Origin of the sequence: Lysobacter sp. TAB13, from assembly GCF_052113885.1 — a bacterium.
GTDB lineage: Bacteria > Pseudomonadota > Gammaproteobacteria > Xanthomonadales > Xanthomonadaceae > Lysobacter > Lysobacter gummosus.
In genome coordinates, this window is record NZ_JBFRDR010000010.1 from 67281 (window position 1) to 86462 (window position 19182).

The 19182-nt window shown below is 66.1% G+C and carries 5 protein-coding genes; 2 read left to right on the forward strand and 3 right to left on the reverse strand.

What is annotated here, in order from left to right; all coding sequences use genetic code 11:
- Positions 1 to 14: 14 nt before the first annotated feature.
- Together AB4Y92_RS13660 and AB4Y92_RS13665 are read right to left on the reverse strand one after the other, a co-directional pair.
- On the reverse strand, positions 15 to 15230 hold the full coding sequence (locus tag AB4Y92_RS13660) for a non-ribosomal peptide synthase/polyketide synthase (protein ID WP_441820154.1): 15216 nt from the start codon (positions 15228 to 15230) through the stop codon (positions 15 to 17).
- 1209 nt (positions 15231 to 16439) lie between these two features.
- Positions 16440 to 16982: a hypothetical protein gene (locus AB4Y92_RS13665; protein WP_441820155.1), complete on the reverse strand. Its 543-nt coding sequence runs from the start codon at positions 16980 to 16982 to the stop codon at positions 16440 to 16442.
- A 357-nt stretch (positions 16983 to 17339) separates the two neighbouring features.
- Between AB4Y92_RS13665 and AB4Y92_RS13670 the strand changes: the two genes are divergently transcribed.
- Complete coding sequence (locus AB4Y92_RS13670; RefSeq protein ID WP_441820156.1) at positions 17340 to 18365, forward strand: AI-2E family transporter; 1026 nt, start codon at positions 17340 to 17342, stop codon at positions 18363 to 18365.
- A gap of 30 nt (positions 18366 to 18395) precedes the next feature.
- Here the strand turns inward: AB4Y92_RS13670 and AB4Y92_RS13675 are convergent, their stop codons facing one another.
- Positions 18396 to 18839 carry a DCC1-like thiol-disulfide oxidoreductase family protein gene (locus tag AB4Y92_RS13675; protein WP_441820157.1) on the reverse strand — a complete coding sequence of 148 codons (444 nt, stop codon included), beginning with the start codon at positions 18837 to 18839 and terminating at the stop codon, positions 18396 to 18398.
- A 119-nt stretch (positions 18840 to 18958) separates the two neighbouring features.
- Between AB4Y92_RS13675 and AB4Y92_RS13680 the strand changes: the two genes are divergently transcribed.
- Positions 18959 to 19159, forward strand: a complete 201-nt coding sequence (locus AB4Y92_RS13680) for a hypothetical protein (protein ID WP_441820158.1) — start codon at positions 18959 to 18961, stop codon at positions 19157 to 19159.
- Positions 19160 to 19182 lie beyond the last annotated feature (23 nt).

Below are 19182 nucleotides of genomic sequence, written 5' to 3' on the forward strand. Positions count from 1 at the left end.
CTTCGTGTTGGTGCTCATAGCGGCAGCTCCGCCGGTGCGTCATCGGATTGGAAATCGACCGCGGGCGTTTTCGCCGCGGCGCCGGTTCGCGTCGCTTGCGTGCGGGCGCGGCGGTCGCCCACGCGCAAGGCGAGCGCGGCGAGCGTGGGGTGTTCGAAGAGATCGGCCAGGGCCAGATCGAAACCGGCGGCGTGCAGACGGCCTTGCACTTGCAGGGCCAGCAGCGAATGGCCGCCGAGGTCGAAGAAGCGGTCGTTGCGGCCGATGCGGTCGAGCTTGAGTGCGTCGGCCCAGAGCTGCGCCAGCAGGGTTTCGGTTTCGCCTTGTGGGGCTTCGTAGTCGCGGCTTCGGTAGGCGTCGGCGTTGGGTGCGGGAAGCGCCTTGCGATCGAGTTTGCCGTTGGAGGTGCGCGGCAAGCTCTGCAATTGCAGGTAGGCCGACGGCAGCATGTAGTCCGGCAGCGTCGCGCTCAGGTGGCCGCGCAACGCGTCGGCGTCCATCGCCGCGCCGCCTTCAGTGACGATGTAGGCCACCAGGCGCTTGTCGCCCGGCTGGTCTTCGCGCGCCAACACCACGGTGTCGCGCACCGCTTCGTGTTCGACCAAGCGCGATTCGATCTCGCCCAGTTCGATGCGGAAGCCGCGGATCTTGACCTGGAAGTCGTTGCGGCCCAGGTATTCGATATTGCCGTCCGCGCGCCAGCGACCCAGGTCGCCGGTCTTGTACATCCGCTCACCGTCGATGAACGGATTGGGCAGGAAGCGTTCCGCGGTCAGCTCATCGCGATTGAAGTAACCACGCGCCACGCCGGCGCCGCCGATATACAACTCGCCGCTGGCGCCCATCGGCACCGGCTGCAAGTGGCGGTCGAGCAGGTAGACCTGCGTATTCGCCAGCGGCCGGCCGATGTGCGGGGCGAAGCCGCTGTCGCGGTCCATCGCGACCCAGGTTGAGTAGGTCGTAGTTTCGGTCGGGCCGTACAGGTTGCACAGGCGCTGCACCGGGGTTTGTGCGAACAGGCGCTCGGCGAGTTCGCGCTTGAGTGCTTCACCGGCGACGTTGACGACTTCGACCTTGGGATCGATCGCCTGCGCGTCCAGCAGTGCCTGCAGCGCCGACGGCACGGTGTTGATCAGGCGGATATCGTGCTCGCCTTCCTGCAGCGCCAGCGCGTCATCGACGACTTCGGTGCAGCCGCCGACGATCAGCGGGGCGAAGCATTCGTAGATCGACAGATCGAAGTTCAGCGAGGTCGAGAACAGGGTCTTGGCCAGCACCGATGCTTCGAACGAATCCTTCGCCCAGACCAGAAAATTCACCGCGTTGCGGTGTTCGATCATCACGCCCTTCGGTGTGCCGGTCGAACCGGAGGTGTAGATCAGGTATGCCAGATGGCTGGACGTCAAGCCGCCCACAACGGGTGCTTCAGCGGATTCGCTTCGCCACGCCGCGTTCGAATCAACCAGATCGATCAACGGCGCCGCCACAATGTCCGGCAGCGACTCGCGCGCAGTGGCCGAAGTCAGCACCGCCATCGGCACGCTGTCGGCGAGCGTGTGCGCCAGACGGTCGCGCGGATACACCGGGTCCAGCGGAACGTAGGCGCCGCCGGCCTTGAGCACGCCGAACACGCCGACCACCATCGCCAGACCGCGTTCGATGCTGATGCCGACGCGGTCATCGGGCTTCACGCCCAGGCCGATCAAATGATTCGCAAGCCGGTTGGCCTGACGATCCAGCTCGGCATAGCTGAGCGATTCGCCGCGATGCACCACAGCTGGCGCATCCGGCGTCCGCGCAACTTGCGCCTCGAACAGCTGATGGATGCAGGCCTGCTCGGGATACGCTCTGCCGGTATCGTTGAAATCGGCCAGAACGCGCTGCCGCTCGATCGCCGGCAACACCTCCAACTGCGTCAACGCCGAACCCGGCGCCTGCTCCAACGCATGCGCCAGCGAAGCCAATGCCGTATCGAACATCGCGCAGATCAGAGCCGGATCGACCGACTCATCGACCTGCACATTGAAGCTCAAGCCGCCATCGGCCTCATCGTTGACCGACACGGTCAAGGGATAGTTGGTCCGCTCCGACCACTGCAGCAGTTCCAGGCCGGTGGAGAAACCATCCTGCGCATCGCCGCCCTCGCCCGCCGCCTGATAGCGGTAATTGAGCAGCGAGTTGAACAACGGCAGCGGCGACGGCACCGCGCTGCAACGCTGGGCCAGATTGAACGGCGCGTGCTCGTGACGCAGCAGCTCGGTCAGGCGCTCATGCGCCAGCCGCACCTTGTCGCGCACGCTGCCCTCGCCCAGCGCCAGGCGCAGCGGCAAGGTGTTGATGAACACACCCATGCCGCGATCGGCGCCTTCGCCGCCGTGCATGCGGCCGAACATCACCGTGCCGAACACGACATCGTCGCGCCCGCTGACCCGCGCCAGCACCATCGCCCAGGCGAGGTGGCACAGCGTCGCCGGGCCCACGCCGGCGGCGCGCGCGGCGGCGCGCAGGCGGCGGCTGAGGTCGGCCGCGACTTCGAAATCGGCTTCCGCGATGCGGCTGCCGTCGCCCTGGGTATCGAGCAGACCGAACGCGGCGGTCGGCTCATCGATGTCGCCCAACAGATTGCGGAAATAGCTTTCGTGCTCTTCGCGACTCACGCCCAGTCGGGCCTGGGCAACGAAATTTCGGAACGGCACCGGCGCCGGCAGTTCGCTCGCACGGCCGCGCAGGATCGCCTCGACCTCCTCGTGAATCAGCTGCAGCGCGGTGTGATCGCTGGTCAGATGATGCATAAGTTCCAGCGCGACCCAGCGCTGGTTGCGCTCATCGCGGGCGATGAACCAGCGCCACGCCGGCGCCTGACGCAGATCCAGACGGTAATGGCGCGGGTCGAAACGCTCGCGCAGTTGTTCGGCGATGTCGCCGTCGGCCGGATCGAGTTCGATCTGCTCGATCACCAGCGGCGCGCGCCGCCACACCACCTGCACCGGTTCGGGCAGGCCTTCCCAGGCCAGCGCAGTGCGCAGGATGTCGTGACGGTCGATCACCGTCTGCAAGGCTTCGGCGTAGCGATCGAAGTCCTCGCGATGCTGCACGGCGTACAGCGTCGGCGACAGGAACACGTCGCCGTGGCGGCCGAGCGCGTGGTGGAACAGGAAGCTTTCCTGCAGCGGCGCCAGCGGATAGATGTCCTGGACATTGGCCGCGCCGCCGGGCGCCGCCGCGACGATGCGGTCGATATCGGTCTGCTGCAGCCGCACCAGCCGCAACATCGCCGGCACGATGGCGTCGCTGCCGGCCGCGATCGCGTTGGCCGGCACTACCACGCTGGCGTAGTCGCCGCCGACCGCCGCGGCCAGCGCCTGCAAGGTCGGCGCGGCGAACAAGGCGCGCACATCGATGGCCAGGCCGGCGTTGCGCATGCGCTCGATCAAACTCACCGCCAGCAGCGAATGCCCGCCGAGTTCGAAGAAGTTATCGTGCCGGCCGACCTGATCGAGCTTGAGCACTTCGCTCCACAACTGCGCGATAGCGGTTTCGACGGCACCGACCGGCGCCTCGTAGGCCCGCGACAGATACGCATCGGCCTGCGGCGCCGGCAATGCCTTGCGGTCCAGCTTGCCGTTGGTGGTCAGCGGCATGCGTTCGAGCACCACGTAAGCCGCCGGCACCATGTATTCGGGCAGCGCCGCGCTCAAGTGTGCGCGCAGGGTTTCGATGTCGACGCCGGCTTCGTCGTTGCTGCGCACGTAAGCGACCAGACGCTTGTCGCCGGGGCGGTCTTCGCGCGCCAGCACCGCGACTTCGCCGACGCCGGGGCAACCGGCCAGGCAAGCTTCGATCTCGCCCAACTCGATACGGAAGCCGCGGATCTTGACCTGGAAATCGCCGCGCCCCAGGAACTGCAGGCTGCCGTCGGCGTTCCAGCGCGTGCGGTCGCCGGTGCGATACAACTTCGTCCCCGCCTGCGCCGCGAACGGATCGTCGATGAAGCGCGCGGCGGTGAGGTCCGGCGCGCCCAGATAGCCGTGCGCGACACCGACGCCGCCGATGCACAGCTCGCCCTCGGCGCCGCGCGGCAGCAGCCGCAACTGCGCGTCCAGCACATAAGTACGCACGCCCGGCAGCGGCCGGCCGATCGGCAGCTCGGCGCCGGACAGCTCCGAACCGTCGCGGGTGGCGAGCATGGTCGCGCAGACCGAAGCTTCGGTCGGGCCGTAGTGGTTGCTCAACGCGACCCGGCCTTGCGTGAGTTCGGCGAAGCGGCGCACCAGTTCCAGCGGAACGCTTTCGCCGCCGAACATCAGCAGGCGCAGATCCGGCAGCACCGGCGCATCGCGGCCGGCGCGCAGATCGATCAGACCGTCGGTCCAGCGCCGCCACAACGCCGCCGGCGCGTCGATCGCGCTGATGCGGTGTTCGCGGCAATAGTCTTCCAGCGCGCTTGCGGTCAGGTCGGCGGGCGAAGGATGCAGCACCAGCGCCGCGCCGACCGACAGCGCCGGGAATACGTCGCCGACCGAGGCATCGAACACCAGCGGCGGAATCATCAGCAGGCGTTGGCCGGCGAAATCGTGTCCGGCGACGAAGCCGCGCACCAGATTCATCGCGCCGCGATGGCTGACCACCACGCCCTTCGGCGTGCCGGTCGAGCCGGAGGTATAGATCACGTACGCGGTGGCGTCGGCATCGGCGTTCAACGACGGCGCGCGGGTGTGCGCCGGCAGTCCGGCGACGGTGGCGATGTGGCCGGACAGGCTTGCGCGCCATTGCACGGCCTTGCCGGCGTATTCGGCGAACGCCTCGTTCGGCAGCAACAGGGCCAGGACCTGCGCATCGTTGAGCACGTAGGCGATGCGTTCGTCGGGATAACCCGGATCGACTGGCACATAGGCCGCGCCCGCGGCCAGGATGCCGAGCACGCCGATCAGCGAATCGATCGAGCGATCGGCCAGGATCGCGATGCGGCTGTCGGCATCGGCGCCGAGTTCGCGCAAATGCCGGGCCACGCCGTTGGCGCGTGCGACCAGTTCGCGGTAGTTCAATTCGCGGCCTAGTTCGACCACGGCGGTCGCATCGGGCGTGCGTTCGGCCTGGGCCAGAATCCAGGCGTACAGCGATTGCGCGTCGGCATCGAGACCATCGCCGGCATGCGCACCGCCGTCGCCGAGCGCGAGCAGCTCGGCGCGTTCGATCGCATCGGGCAGTTCGATGTCGGCGATCGCCTGATGTTCGTCGGCGACCATCGCCTGCAGCATCCGCCGCAGATAACCCAGATGGCGTTCGATGCTGGACCGGTCGAACAAGGCGCTGGCGTATTCCAGCTGGCCGACGATGCGCTCGCCGACTTCGCTCAGATCCAGGCCCAGATCGAACTTGGCGATGCTGTAGGCCGGATTGACTTCCGACACGCTCAGGCCGGGCAGACGCAGGGATTCTTCGTCCAGGTTCTGCCAGGCCAACATCACCTGGAAGATCGGCGCATGCGCCAGGCTGCGCAGCGGGTTGACGATCTCCACCACTTGCTCGAACGGCAGATCCTGATGGTCCTGCGCTTCCAGCACCCGGCTCTTGACCTGCTGCAGCAGTTGCGCTGCGCTGCCGTCTATCTGCGCGCGCTGCGCCTGGGTATTGACGAAGAAGCCGATCAGCGGCTCGATTTCAGGGCGCGTGCGATTGGCCACGGCGGTGCCGACGACGACATCGTCCTGGCCGGACAGGCGCGACAACACCGCCATCCACGCCGCCAGCACGGTCATGTACAAGGTCGCGCCGTGGCGCTGGCCGAGCTTGCGCAGGGCCTGGGTGAGTTCGGCGTCGAACTCCACCGGCACCGCGTCGCCGATGAAGGATTGCTGCGCCGGGCGCGGGCGATCGGTCGGCAGTTCCAGCAGCGCCGGCGCGCCGGCCAATGCTTGTTGCCAGTAGTCGCTCTGCTTCGCCAACACTTCGCCTTGCAGCCAGTGCCGTTGCCATACCGCGTAATCGGCGTACTGGATCGGCAACGGCGGCAGCGGGTCGTCTTCGCCGGCCAGATAGGCGGCGTACAAGGCGCTCAGCTCTTCGGTGAACACGCCCGCCGACCAGCCGTCGGAAGCGATGTGGTGCATGGTGATCGACAGGACGTGCTCGTCGTCCGCGGTCTGCAGCAGCTCGCCGCGGAGCAACGGGCCGTGTTCCAGATCGAAAGCGCGGATGGTGGCGTCGGCCAGATGCCGGTCCAGCGCCGCCGCGTCGGCGCCGCGCAGGTCGCGCATGCGCAAGTCGAAGCCGGCATAGGCCGGGCCGATGTGCTGCACGGTCTGGCCATCGACGCGGCGGAAGGTGGTGCGCAGCACTTCGTGCCGCGCCACGATGCGGTCGAGCGCGCGCTGCAGCGCGCTGCGATCCAGCGTGCCGCGCAGGCGCAGCGCCATCGGGATGTGATACGCCTCGCTGCCGCCGTCGAGCTGACTGAAGAACCACAGGCGTTGCTGCGCGTACGACAGCGGCAAGGCCTGATCGCGCGGCACCGGCAGGATCGGCTGTTGTTCGCTGCGGCTGCGGCCGTGCAGATGCTCGGCCAGTTCGGCCAGCACCGGACGCGCGAACAGGTCCTTGAGCGAGACCTCGACTTCCAGCGCGCGACGCAGGCGCGACAACAAAGTCACCGCCAGCAGCGAATGCCCGCCGAGTTCGAAGAAGTTGTCGCGGCGACCGACCCGTTCGAGCTTGAGCACGTCGGCCCACAGCTGCGCCAGGGCGGATTCGACCTCGCCGATCGGCGCCTCGTATTCGCGCACCCGGTAAGCGGAGGCGTCCGGCGCCGGCAACACTTGACGGTCGAGCTTGCCGTTGCCGGTCATCGGCATGCGGTCCAGCACCACGAACGCGCCCGGCACCATATAGGCCGGCAGGCTCGCGGCCAGATGCGCGCGCAGGGCTTCGACGTCGATCTGGCTGGGATCGGCGGCAGACACGTAACCGACCAGGCGCTTGTCGCCGGGCTGATCTTCGCGCGCCAGTACCGCGCTTTCGCGCACGCCGGGGAACTGCGTCAGACGCGCTTCGATCTCGCCCAGCTCGATGCGGAAGCCGCGGATCTTGACCTGGAAGTCGTTGCGGCCCAGGTATTCGATATGGCCGTCGCCGCGCCAGCGGCACAGGTCGCCGGTCTTGTACAGACGCTCGCCGGCCACGAACGGGCTGGCGATGAAGCGTTCTTCGGTCAGCTGGGCGCGATTGAGATAGCCGCGCGCGACCTGCGCGCCGCCGACATAAAGCTCGCCCGCCACGCCGATCGGCGCCGGCTGCAGGTGCTGATCGAGGATGTAGATGCGGGTGTGCACGATCGGCTTGCCGATCAGCAGCTGCGAGGCCGGATCGCCGTCGAGCACGCACATGGTCGCGTCCACCGTCGCCTCGGTCGGGCCGTAGGCGTTGATCAGGCGCGGCAGGTGGCCATCGCGCTGGAACCAGCGCGCGACCATTTCCGAATTCACTTTCTCGCCGCCGATCATGATCTGGCGAACGCCGCGCGGAATCTCGCCGCCGCGTTCATCGGCCAACTGGTGCCAGAACGCGGTGGGAAGATTCAGCACGCTGATCTTCTGCTCTTCGCAGTGGCGCCAGAACGTGGTCGCATCGGCGATCCATTCGTCGCTGCGCAGCACCAGGGTGCAGCCGGTGCACAGCGCGCCGAAGTACTCCTCCACTGACATGTCGAAGCTCAGCGCGGCGAACTGCAGCAGGCGGTCGTCGGGTTCGAGCGCGTAGCCGACTTCCAGCGCATGCACCAGTGTGGTCAGGCTGCGGTGCTCGATCATCACGCCCTTGGGCAGGCCGGTCGAGCCGGAGGTGTAGATGACGTAGGCCAGATGATCCGGCCGCAGACCCAGCGCGGCCGGGTCCGGATTGCTGTCGTCGTGCGCGGCTTGCGCATCGTCGCCTTCGAGCACACGCACCTGCGCGTTCGTCGCCGGCAGCGAGGCGCGCAGCGCCGGCTGGGTCAGTACCACCTTCGGGCCGACATCGCCGAGCATGTATTCCAGGCGATCCGGCGGATAGGCCGGGTCCAGCGGCACGTAGGCGCCGCCGGCCTTGAGCGTGGCGAGAATGCCCACGACCATCTCGCCGCTGCGTTCCATGTAGATGGCGACGCGGTCGTCGGGCTTCAGGCCGTCGGCGATCAGGCTGTGCGCGAGACGGTTGGCGCGACGGTTGAGTTCGTCGTAGCTGACCTCACGGCCCTGATGCACCAGGGCGATGGCGTCGGGACGCTGCGCGACCTGCGCTTCGAACAGGGCCTGCACGCATTGCGGCGGCGGCAGTTCGGCGGCGGTGTCGTTCCAGGCTTCCAGCACCTGATGGCGCTCGTCCGCGCCGAGCAGCTCGATCCGATCAACTGCCTGCGCATCGTCGGCGGCCATCGCCGCGAGCATGCTGCGCAGGTAGCCGACACCGCGCTCGACCGTGGCGCGGTCGAACAATGAGGTCGCGTATTCCATGCGGCCGACGATGCAGCCCTCGCTTTCGCCCAAGTCCAGGCTCAGGTCGAACTTGGCCACGTCGTAGGTCGAGGCTTCCAGCGAAGCCTGAATGCCGGGAAATTCGAGCACGCCTTCGGCCGTGTTCTGCCAGGCCAGCATCACCTGGAAGATCGGCGCGTGCGCCATGCTGCGCACCGGATTGACCCGTTCCACGATCTGTTCGAACGGCAGATCCTGGTGATCCTGCGCTTCCAGCACCCGCGTCTTGACTCGCTGCAGCAGCTGCGAGGCGCTGCCATCGACGGTGACTCGCAGGGCCTGGGTGTTGACGAAGAAGCCGATCAGGCCTTCGATTTCCGAGCGCGTGCGATTGGCCACGGCGGTGCCGACGACGATGTCGTCCTGGCCCGACAGGCGCGAAAGTACCGCCATCCACGCGGCCAGCACGGTCATGTACAAGGTCGCGCCGTGGCGCTGGCTGAGCCTGCGCACGGCCTGGCTCAACTCGGCGTCGAAATGCACCGGCACGATGGCGCCGTCGAAGGATTGCTGCGGCGGACGCGGGCGATCGGTCGGCAGTTCCAGCACCACCGGCGCGCCGGCCAGGGTCTTGTGCCAGTAATCGCTTTGCTTGGCCAGGACGTCGCCGACCAGCCATTGCCGTTGCCACACCGCGTAGTCGCTGTACTGGATCGGCAGCGACGGCAGCGGATCGTCTTCGCCGGCCAGATACGCCGCATACAACGTGCTGAGTTCATCGCTGAGCACGGCCAGCGACCAGCCGTCGGACACGATGTGATGCATCGTGATCGCCAGCAGATGTTCGTCGTCGCCGACTTGCAGCAACAGGCCACGGGCCAGCGGGCCGCGTTCCATGTCGAAGGGCCGCTCGGCCTCTTCGTCCAGGCGCCGGCGCACCGCCGCCGCGTCCGCGCCGCGCAGGTCCGCGCGCTGCAGCGAGAAGCCGATATCGGCCGGGGCGATGCGCTGAACGGTGTGTTCCTGATCGCGCAGGAACGTGGTGCGCAGCACTTCGTGCCGCCACACGATGCGGTCGAGCGCGCGCTGCAGGGCGGCGCGATCGAGCGCGCCGCGCAGGCGCAGGGCCAGCGGAATGTGATACGCCTCGCTGCCGCCATCGACCTGAGCCAGGAACCACAGGCGCTGCTGCGCGTACGACAGCGGCAGTTCCTGATCGCGCGGCGCCGGCAGGATCGGCTGTTGTTCGCTGCGCGCCTGCGCTTGCAGATGCGCGGCCAGTTCCGACAGCACCGGCCGGGCGAACAGATCCTTCAGCGAGACTTCCACCGACATCGCGCTGCGCACGCGCGACAGCAGCGTCACCGCCAGCAGCGAGTGGCCGCCGAGTTCGAAGAAATGATCGTGGCGGCCGACCTGGTCTAGCTTGAGCACGCCGGCCCAGATCTGCGCCAGCGCGGTTTCGGTTTCGGTCAACGGCGCTTCGTAATCGCGGCGACGATAAGCGTCGGCGTCGGGGGCCGGAAGCGCCTTGCGGTCGAGCTTGCCATTGGAGGTGCGCGGCAGGCTCTGCAGGTGCAAATAGGCCGACGGCAGCATGTAGTCGGGCAGCGTCGCGCTCAGGTGGGAGCGCAATGCGTCGGCGTCCATCGCCGTATCGTCGTGAGTGACGATGTAGGCCACCAGGCGCTTGTCGCCCGGCTGGTCTTCGCGCGCCAGCACCACGGCGTCGCGCACCGCTTCGTGCTCAATCAGGCGCGATTCGATCTCGCCCAGCTCGATGCGGAAGCCGCGGATCTTGACCTGGAAATCGTTGCGGCCCAGGTATTCGATATTGCCGTCTGCGCGCCATCGACCCAGGTCGCCGGTCTTGTACATCCGCTCGCCGTCGATAAACGGATTGGGCAGGAACCTTTCTGCCGTCAGCTCATCACGGTTGAAGTAGCCGCGCGCCACGCCGGCACCGCCGATGTACAACTCGCCGCTGGCGCCCATCGGCACCGGCTGCAGATGTCGGTCGAGCAGGTAGACCTGAGTATTCGCCAGCGGACGGCCGATGTGCGGGGCGAAGCCGCTGTCGCGGTCCATCGCGACCCAGGTCGAATAGGTCGTGGTTTCGGTTGGGCCGTACAGGTTGCACAGACGCTGCACCGGGGTCTGCGCGAACAGGCGCTCGGCGAGTTCGCGCTTCAGTGCTTCTCCGGCGACGTTGACGACTTCGACCTTGGGGTCGATCGCCTGCGCGTCCAGCAAGGCCTGCAGCGCCGACGGCACGGTGTTGATCAGACGGATGTCGTGCTCGCCTTCCTGCAGCGCCAACGCGTCATCGACGACTTCTGTGCAGCCGCCGACGATCAGCGGGGCGAAGCATTCGTAAATCGACAGGTCGAAGTTCAGCGAGGTCGAGAACAGGGTCTTGGCCAGCACCGATGCTTCGAATGACTCCTTCGCCCAGACCAGGAAATTCACCGCATTGCGGTGTTCGATCATCACGCCCTTCGGCATGCCGGTCGAACCGGAGGTGTAAATCAGATAAGCCAGATGGCTGGACGTCAGGCTGCTCACAACGGGCGCGTCAACGGACTCGCCACGCCACGCCGCATCCGGATCAACCAGATCGATCAACGGCGCCACCACCACTTCCGGCAGCGACTCGCGCGCCGTCGCCGAAGTCAGCACCGCCATCGGCGCGCTGTCGGCGAGCATGTGCGCCAGACGATCGCGCGGATACACCGGGTCCAGCGGCACATACGCGCCGCCAGCCTTGAGCACGCCGAATACCCCGACCACCATCGACAGACCGCGCTCGATGCTGATACCGACCCGGTCATCGGGCTTCACGCCCAGGCCGATCAAATGATTCGCAAGCCGGTTGGCCTGACGATTCAGCTCGGCATAGCTCAGCGACTCGCCGCGATGCACCACAGCAATCGCATCCGGCGTCCGCGCGACCTGCGCTTCGAACAGCTCCTGGATGCAAGCGGCCTGCGGATATTCGGCCTGGGTCTGATTGAGATCGCTCAGCACCAACCGGCGTTCATCGTCATCGAGCAGATCGATGCGATCCACCGATTGAGCATCGTCGCTCGTCAGCGCCTGCAGCATCCGGCGCAGATAGCCCACGTAACGCTCGGCGGTGGCGCGGTCGAACAGCGCGGTCGCGTATTCCAGGCGGCCGGCGATGCGGTCTTCGACTTCCGACAGTTCCAGGCCGAGATCGAGCTTGGCCAGATCGTAGGGCATCTCGATCGGGGTCGCGCTCAGATCCGGCAGCGCCAACTCGCCCGCATCGGTGTTCTGCCACGCCAGCAGCACTTGGAAAATCGGCGCGTGCGACAGGCTGCGCGGCGGATTGACGATCTCCACCACTTGCTCGAACGGCAGGTCCTGGTGTTCCTGGGCATCCAGCACGCGGCCCTTGACCTGCTGCAACAGCTCGCCCACGGTGCCGGCGATGTTGGCGCGCAGCGCCTGAGTGTTGACGAAGAAACCGATCAGATCCTCGATCTCGGTGCGGGTGCGATTAGCCACCACGCTGCCGACCACGACATCGTCCTGACCGGACAGGCGCGACAGCACCGCCATCCATGCGGTCAGCACGGTCATGTAGAGGGTGATGCCGTGACGCTGGCTCAGCCGCTTCAGGCTTTGGGTCAGCGCGGCGTCCAGTTCGACCGCGACGCTGGCGCCGACGAAGACCGGCTGCGCCGGGCGCGGGCGGTCGGTCGGCAGTTCCAGCAACACCGGCGCGCCGTCCAATGCGTTGCGCCAGTACGTACTCTGCCTGGACAACTGGTCGCCGCGCATCCACTGGCGTTGCCACACGGCGTAATCGGCGTACTGGATCGGCAGCGGCGGCAGCGGATCGTCCTGGCCGCGCGCGAAAGCGCTGTACAGCGCATCCAGTTCGCGGATCAGCAAACCCTTCGACCATCCGTCGGAGACGGTGTGGTGCATGGTCACGACCAGCACGTGCTCGTCGTCCGCGGTCTGCAGCAGTTGTCCGCGAATCAGCGGGCCACGCTCCAGATCGAAGGGCGCCTCGGCTTCCGCATGCAGATGCCGCTGCAGCGATTCGACATCGCCGCGCAGGTCGCGGTGTTGCAGCGCGAAGCCCAGTTCCGGCGCGGCGATGCGCTGCACGGTCTGCTCATGCTCGCGCACGAAGGTGGTCCGCAGCGCTTCGTGCCGCCATACGATGCGGTCGAGCGTGCGTTGCAGGGCGTCGCGATCGAGCCGGCCGCGCAGGCGCAGGGCCAGCGGGACGTGGTACGAACCGCTGGCGCCATCGACCTGGGCCAGGAACCACAGGCGCTGCTGCGCGTAAGACAGCGGCAGTTCCTGGTCGCGCGATACCGGCAGGATCGGCTGCTGTTCGCTGCGCGCTTGGCCTTGCAGATGCGCGGCGAGTTCCGACAGCACCGGCCGGGCGAACAGATCGCGCAGCGAGACATCGACCGACAGCGCGCGGCGCAGACGCGAGAGCGAGGTGACCGCGAGCAAGGAGTGCCCGCCGAGTTCGAAGAAATGATCGTTGCGGCCGACGCGGTCGAGCTTGAGCACGTCGGCCCACAGCTGCGCCAGCAGGGTTTCGGTTTCGCCTTGCGGGGCTTCGTAGTCGCGGCGACGGTAGGCGTCGGCGTCGGGCGCCGGCAGAGCCTTGCGGTCGAGCTTGCCGTTGGAGGTGCGCGGCAGGCTCTGCAGATGCAGATAGGCCGACGGCAACATGTAATCCGGCAGCGTCGCGCTCAAGTGCGCGCGCAACGCATCGGCGTCCATCGCCGTACTATCGTCGGTGACGATGTAGGCGACCAGACGCTTGTCGCCCGGCTGATCTTCGCGCGCCAGCACCACGGCGTCGCGCACCGCTTCGTGTTCGATCAGGCGCGATTCGATCTCGCCCAGTTCGATGCGGAAGCCGCGGATCTTGACCTGGAAGTCGTTGCGGCCCAGGTACTCGATATTGCCGTCGATGCGCCAGCGACCCAGATCGCCGGTCTTGTACATCCGCTCGCCGTCGATGAACGGATTCGGCAGGAATCGTTCTGCGGTCAGTTCGTCGCGATTGAAATAACCGCGCGCCACGCCGGCGCCGCCGATATACAACTCGCCGCTGGCGCCCATCGGCACCGGCTGCAGGTGGCGGTCGAGCATGTATACCTGCGTGTTAGCCAGCGGACGGCCGATGTGCGGGGCGAAGCCGCTGTCGCGGTCCATCGCGACCCAGGTCGAATAGGTCGTGGTTTCGGTCGGGCCGTACAGGTTGCACAGGCGCTGTACCGGAGTCTGTGCGAACAGGCGTTCGGCGAGTTCGCGCTTGAGCGCTTCGCCGGCGACGTTGACGACTTCAACCTTGGGATCGATCGCCTGCGCGTCCAGCAAGGCTTGCAATGCCGACGGCACGGTGTTGATCAGGCGGATGTCGTGCTCGCCTTCCTGCAGAGCCAACGCGTCATCGACGACTTCGGTGCAGCCGCCGACAATCAGCGGGGCGAAGCATTCGTAGATCGACAGGTCGAAGTTCAGCGAGGTCGAGAACAGGGTCTTTGCCAGCACCGATGTTTCGAACGACTCCTTGGCCCATACCAGGAAGTTCACCGCGTTGCGGTGTTCGATCATCACGCCCTTGGGCGTGCCGGTCGAACCGGAGGTGTAGATCAGATAAGCCAGATGGCTCGACGTCAGGTCGCTCACAACGGGCGCTTCAGCGGATTCGTCACGCCACGCCGCATCCGGATCAACCAGATCGATCAACGGCGCCGCCACAACCTCCGGCAGCGACTCGCGCGCAGTGGCCGAAGTCAGCACCGCCATCGGCACGCTGTCGGCGAGCATGTGCGCCAGACGGTCGCGCGGGTACACCGGGTCCAGCGGAACATACGCGCCGCCAGCCTTGAGCACGCCGAACACGCCGACCACCATCGACAGACCGCGCTCGATGCTGATACCGACGCGGTCATCGGGCTTCACGCCCAGGCGGATCAGATGATTCGCAAGCCGGCTGGCCTGACGATTCAACTCGGCATAGCTGAGCGACTCGCCGCCATGCACCACCGCCGTAGCATCCGGCGTCCGCGCGACTTGCGCTTCGAACAGCTCATGGATGCAAGCGGCCTGCGGATATTCGGCCTGAGTCTGATTGAGATCGGACAACACCAACCGACGCTCATCGGCATCGAGCAGATCGATGCGATCCACCGCCTGACCGTCGTCGGCCGCCATCGCGCCGATCGCGCGCTGCAGGTAGCCGGCGCAACGCTGGGCCATCGCCGGATCGAACAGCGCCGAGGCATAGCTCAGCCGGCCGACGATGCCGTCATCGGCAGCGCTCAGCTGCAAATGCAGTTCGAAGGTTTCCCCACGGGCGAAAAACAGCGAGATTTCGCCGCTGTCCGCGACCTCGCCCGCATCGACCGCATCGACCGCAACCAACCGATCCACTTCGGCCAGCCATTGGCCGACGGACTGCGTCGCATCGATCGGCAAGCTGCGCGCATCGACGAAGCGGCCGGCGACGCCGTCGCGCTGCGCGTGTTCGTCGCGCGCCAACGACACGCCGATCAACAGGCTGTCGTGCTCGCTCAGCTTCGCCAACACCGCCGCGCAAGCCGCCGCGACGACACTGCAGCGGCTCAATCGATGAGCGCGCTCCAGCGACTCCAACTCGCGCAGCAATGCCGCATCCCACTGCAACGACAGCGCGCAGTCGAAATGGCCGTCGGCGCAGAACTTCAGTGTCGCGACCTGCGCGGACAGCGATTGCGCGATGGAAGCTGCAGACAATTCCGAATCTTCCGTCTGCACGGAGGACGTGTTTCGATCGCGTGTATTCACTGCTAGATCCCTTAGCCTGTGACTCATTCCGTTCGAGTTGTATTGGTTCGCTCGAACCCCGCTACCTTCAGGCGACGAGGTGGCTAGCCGCTTGCATCGCGCATTCGCGACGCTTCCTTTCCACAAGAGTTGCGCCTGGCCGTCGCTGCCTCTGCGACGGACATGGGCGGTGCGCATCGCGGCGAGATGCGCAGCTTCCGGGTGGCAGCACCGGGCTGCCTTGGGCCGCAGGCATCGGATTCGGCATCGACCTCGACGGTGCGAGGCTCGGCCGTGATCCTGCGACCCTTGGCAACGAGTACGGGGAAATCGGCACGTTCCGGACACGAAATGTGACGTGCGTTGTGAACATGAACGATGTTCAGGAAACGCCGTGAAAAATGGCCGCACACGCAGTCGCTCGCTGCGACACGCATGGGCCGCAGCGGAATCGCATGGCGAAACCGTTGTTTTTCTTCGACATTCGCCCACGCGCCCAGATCCGGCGCCGACGCGCTCCTGCAATTACCGCTGTCCATTTCGCCCCCCGGCGATGCTGCCTTGCGAACGTGCTCCGATGCCGATCCCCCGGCACTCACGCAGCGACTTACAAACACATCTGCGTGGCGAATTTGTCTACGGGATCATTATTGGGTTGTCAATTTGTGTCGCGTCGCCTGATGGAACTTGCGTGTTGAGTCGCCAGATTCGCTGTGATGCAGTTTGCGATCTGCATGCGCAGCGGCCAAAAAAATCACAATTCAGAGTTGAACTTAAATCGAATTAGCGGTCGGCATCGTGATCGATAACGTGATTAGCATCACTGAGTTTTTCCCGCTCAGGCGGCGGAATTACGAACAAACAAACTGTGCGTGGTTCTCGTTGTTGCATCATTTGCGAGGCTGTTTTTTACGCGCGGCGAAACCTCACCGAATCTCGATGAGCGAGCGACCGCTGCGATGCTGGCCGCGTCGCGTTGCAAGACATCGATCGGTTGCGTAGTCAATGGATTTCCGTGTTGCACGAATGCAACGAAATCGATCGGCATCGCCACTGGAAGTCGCAACCCGGTGCCAACGTGGCGATGCGATGCGAGCGATACGCACGCGCTCGCCACCCCGACCTCAACCGGAGTGGCGAGTCTTATCCGAAGATGTCAACGCCGATTCGCCGCCAGGTTTATTGGCAGGTGAATTCGTCCGCCATGTAGTCGCTTTCGATGCCGCGATCGTCCGGCGTGCCGTCGGGCGAATCGGTGACCCGGCGGAAGATTACGTAGGTCACGGCGTGGGCGCCGCTGGTGCAGGGCAGCGGCAGATCGGCACCGGGCTGGAAGGTCTCGCTGGCCGAAACGCCGACGCCCTGGATGGCGTAACCCGCGAACCGGCACGAGGACGGGTACTGATACGCCAATCGGCATACGCCGGTGGCTTCGACCGCGTCGGCGGCGGCGACCGCCGCGTTGTAGTTCGGCAACCAACCGGTGGCGGCATCGGCGGGGCAATCGCCCGACGATGTCGGCGTCTGATTGGCCTGACAGCCGCTGGACCCGTTGCTGCCCAACACCCCTTCGGAGAAATATTGATAACGCCCGGATGCCACCCACTGGGCGGCCGAGGCACTGTGCGCGAAACCGGCGAGCGCAAGCATGAGCGCGGCGGCGGTCGCCAGCCGCGTGGATTTCGATCGGCCGGCGGCGCGGTACGGGGAATGCGCTTTCATCTCTGTAACCTCCTGTCGTTGAGATTGCGTTCGATGCGGGGTCGTCGAGTTCGAACCTTCGCCGATCCCGCTTCGGCAGCTTAGCGAACGCGCACGGCGGCGAACTTGCGCAGGCGGTCGGCAACGATGGCGCCCGCACTGTCGCCGGCACATCGATTCGGCGGCCACTGCGCGCGGGCGTTCAGCCGCCTGCAGGCACGCGAGCATCGCCGCAATCGCCGGCGATGGCTGCCCTTCATACTGTTGGTGACGGCCGTGCCGTAGTCTATGGCGCAGGCGGTTTCGCACTGCTCGATCGCGCAAGTTCGCCGGAGTTTCCGGCGCGCAACCCTCTCCACCCTGCCTTGAAGAACCGCCATGTCGACAGTGCCCGAAACGCCTTTGACCGCGCCGCCCGCCCGTATCGCGGCCTGGATACTGGGCCTGATCGGGCTGTTCCTGATTCTGCGGCTCGGTCTGTTGGGCGCGGTGCTGGCCGGCCTGCTGGTGTTCCAGTTGATCCACGTGCTGGCGCCGCTGGTCGATCGCAAGGTGCGCGGACGCCGCGCCCGGCTGATCGCGGTGGCGTTGCTGGCGATCCTGATCATCGGCTTTTTGACCATGGCCACCCTGGGCCTGATCGCGTTCTTCCGCGCCGACACCGGCGGCGAACAGGCGCTGCTGGCGCGGTTGATGGACGTCATCGACGCCTCGCGCAATCAGGTGCCGCTGTGGGCGCAGCCCTACCTGCCCGACGACATGTCCGACCTCAAGCGCGGGCTCAATGCCTGGCTGGACGAGCATCGCGGCGAATTGAGCCTGGTCGGCGCCGAGGCCGCGCAGTTGAGCGCGCGCCTGCTGGTGGGCATGGTGCTCGGCGCGATGATCGCGCTGCAGGAAGAACTGCCGGCGCCGCACCTGGGGCCGCTGGGGCAGGAATTGCTGGCGCGGGTCAGCCGCCTGTCGGACGCGTTCCGCCGGGTGGTGTTCGCGCAGATCAAGATCTCCGCGCTCAATACCGTGTTCACCGCGGTGTTCCTGCTGATCGTGCTGCCCTTGTTCGGCATCCACGTGCCGATGTCGAAGACGCTGATCGTGGTGACCTTCATCGCCGGCCTGTTGCCGGTGGTGGGCAATCTGATCTCCAACACCCTGATCACCATCGCTGCGCTGTCGGTGTCGATCTATGTCGCGGTGACCGCGCTGGTCTATCTGGTGCTGATCCACAAGCTGGAATACTTCCTCAACGCGCGCATCGTCGGCGGCGAAATCAAGGCGCGCGCCTGGGAGCTGTTGCTGGCGATGCTGATGATGGAAGCGGCGTTCGGCATGCCCGGGCTGATCGCCGGTCCGATCTATTACGCCTATATCAAGCGCGAACTGGTCGATCAGTCCTGGATCTGATGCGGCGCGGCCTGCCGTCGCTCGCGCCGGTCAGCGCGCGTTCGCCGGCGGCGATCCGGCCGCGGTCTTCAGATTGTCGATGTAGCGGATGCCCAGCAGCTTGAGCACCAGATTGCGGACCGCCTTGCTCAGCGGATAGAAGATCCGCGCGCGTTTGGTCCCGCCGAAGAACCAATAGCTGACGCGGTTGAAATAACCCGACGGCGTGCTCAGCAGAGTCAGCATCCGGATCGCCTCCGGGCCGTAGTACATGACGTTCTCGAACTTGAGTACCATGCCCTGGTCTATATCCAGCCCGGCCGCGGTGATTTCGTCCATCAACGCGCCGGGTTCGCGCGCATCGACCAGATGCAGCCGGCCGACGGCTTCGCTGACGCGCGCGTGCTTGCAGTAGGCGTTGCACAGCGGACATTCGCCGTCGTAGACCAGCCAGACGTCCCCGGCTCCCGACCCTGCTTCCGTTTCCCGACTCATGGCTGGCTCCTTTCAGGCCCGCGCTGGAAATGCCGCTGCGTTGGGGTACCTTACACAATAATTAACAAAATAGCTAATTGATTAATTCCAGCGTCGACTGCCACCGTCCGAGACCCGACATGCCGAGCATAGACAACACGATCTACGACCACGTCCACGCCACCGGGTGGGACCATGACGGATTCATGGCGCTGCTGCGCACCTCGGTCAATAAACTCGGGCGCATGAGCTTCGCCGATCTCGGCTCGAAGCTGAAACTCAAGCGCAGCGAGCATCTGTCGATTTCCCACATGGGCTTCGCCCGGGCGCAGGCGCGCTGAGGGCGGCTCGCGATCACCGCGGC

What these genes read in the sequence shown, in the direction of transcription:
- AB4Y92_RS13665 (WP_441820155.1), bottom strand. Translation starts at nt 16,982, where the DNA reads ATGAAAGCGCATTCCCCGTACCGCGCCGCCGGCCGATCGAAATCCACG.
- AB4Y92_RS13670 (WP_441820156.1), top strand. Translation starts at nt 17,340, where the DNA reads ATGTCGACAGTGCCCGAAACGCCTTTGACCGCGCCGCCCGCCCGTATC.
- AB4Y92_RS13675 (WP_441820157.1), bottom strand. Translation starts at nt 18,839, where the DNA reads ATGAGTCGGGAAACGGAAGCAGGGTCGGGAGCCGGGGACGTCTGGCTG.
- AB4Y92_RS13680 (WP_441820158.1), top strand. Translation starts at nt 18,959, where the DNA reads ATGCCGAGCATAGACAACACGATCTACGACCACGTCCACGCCACCGGG.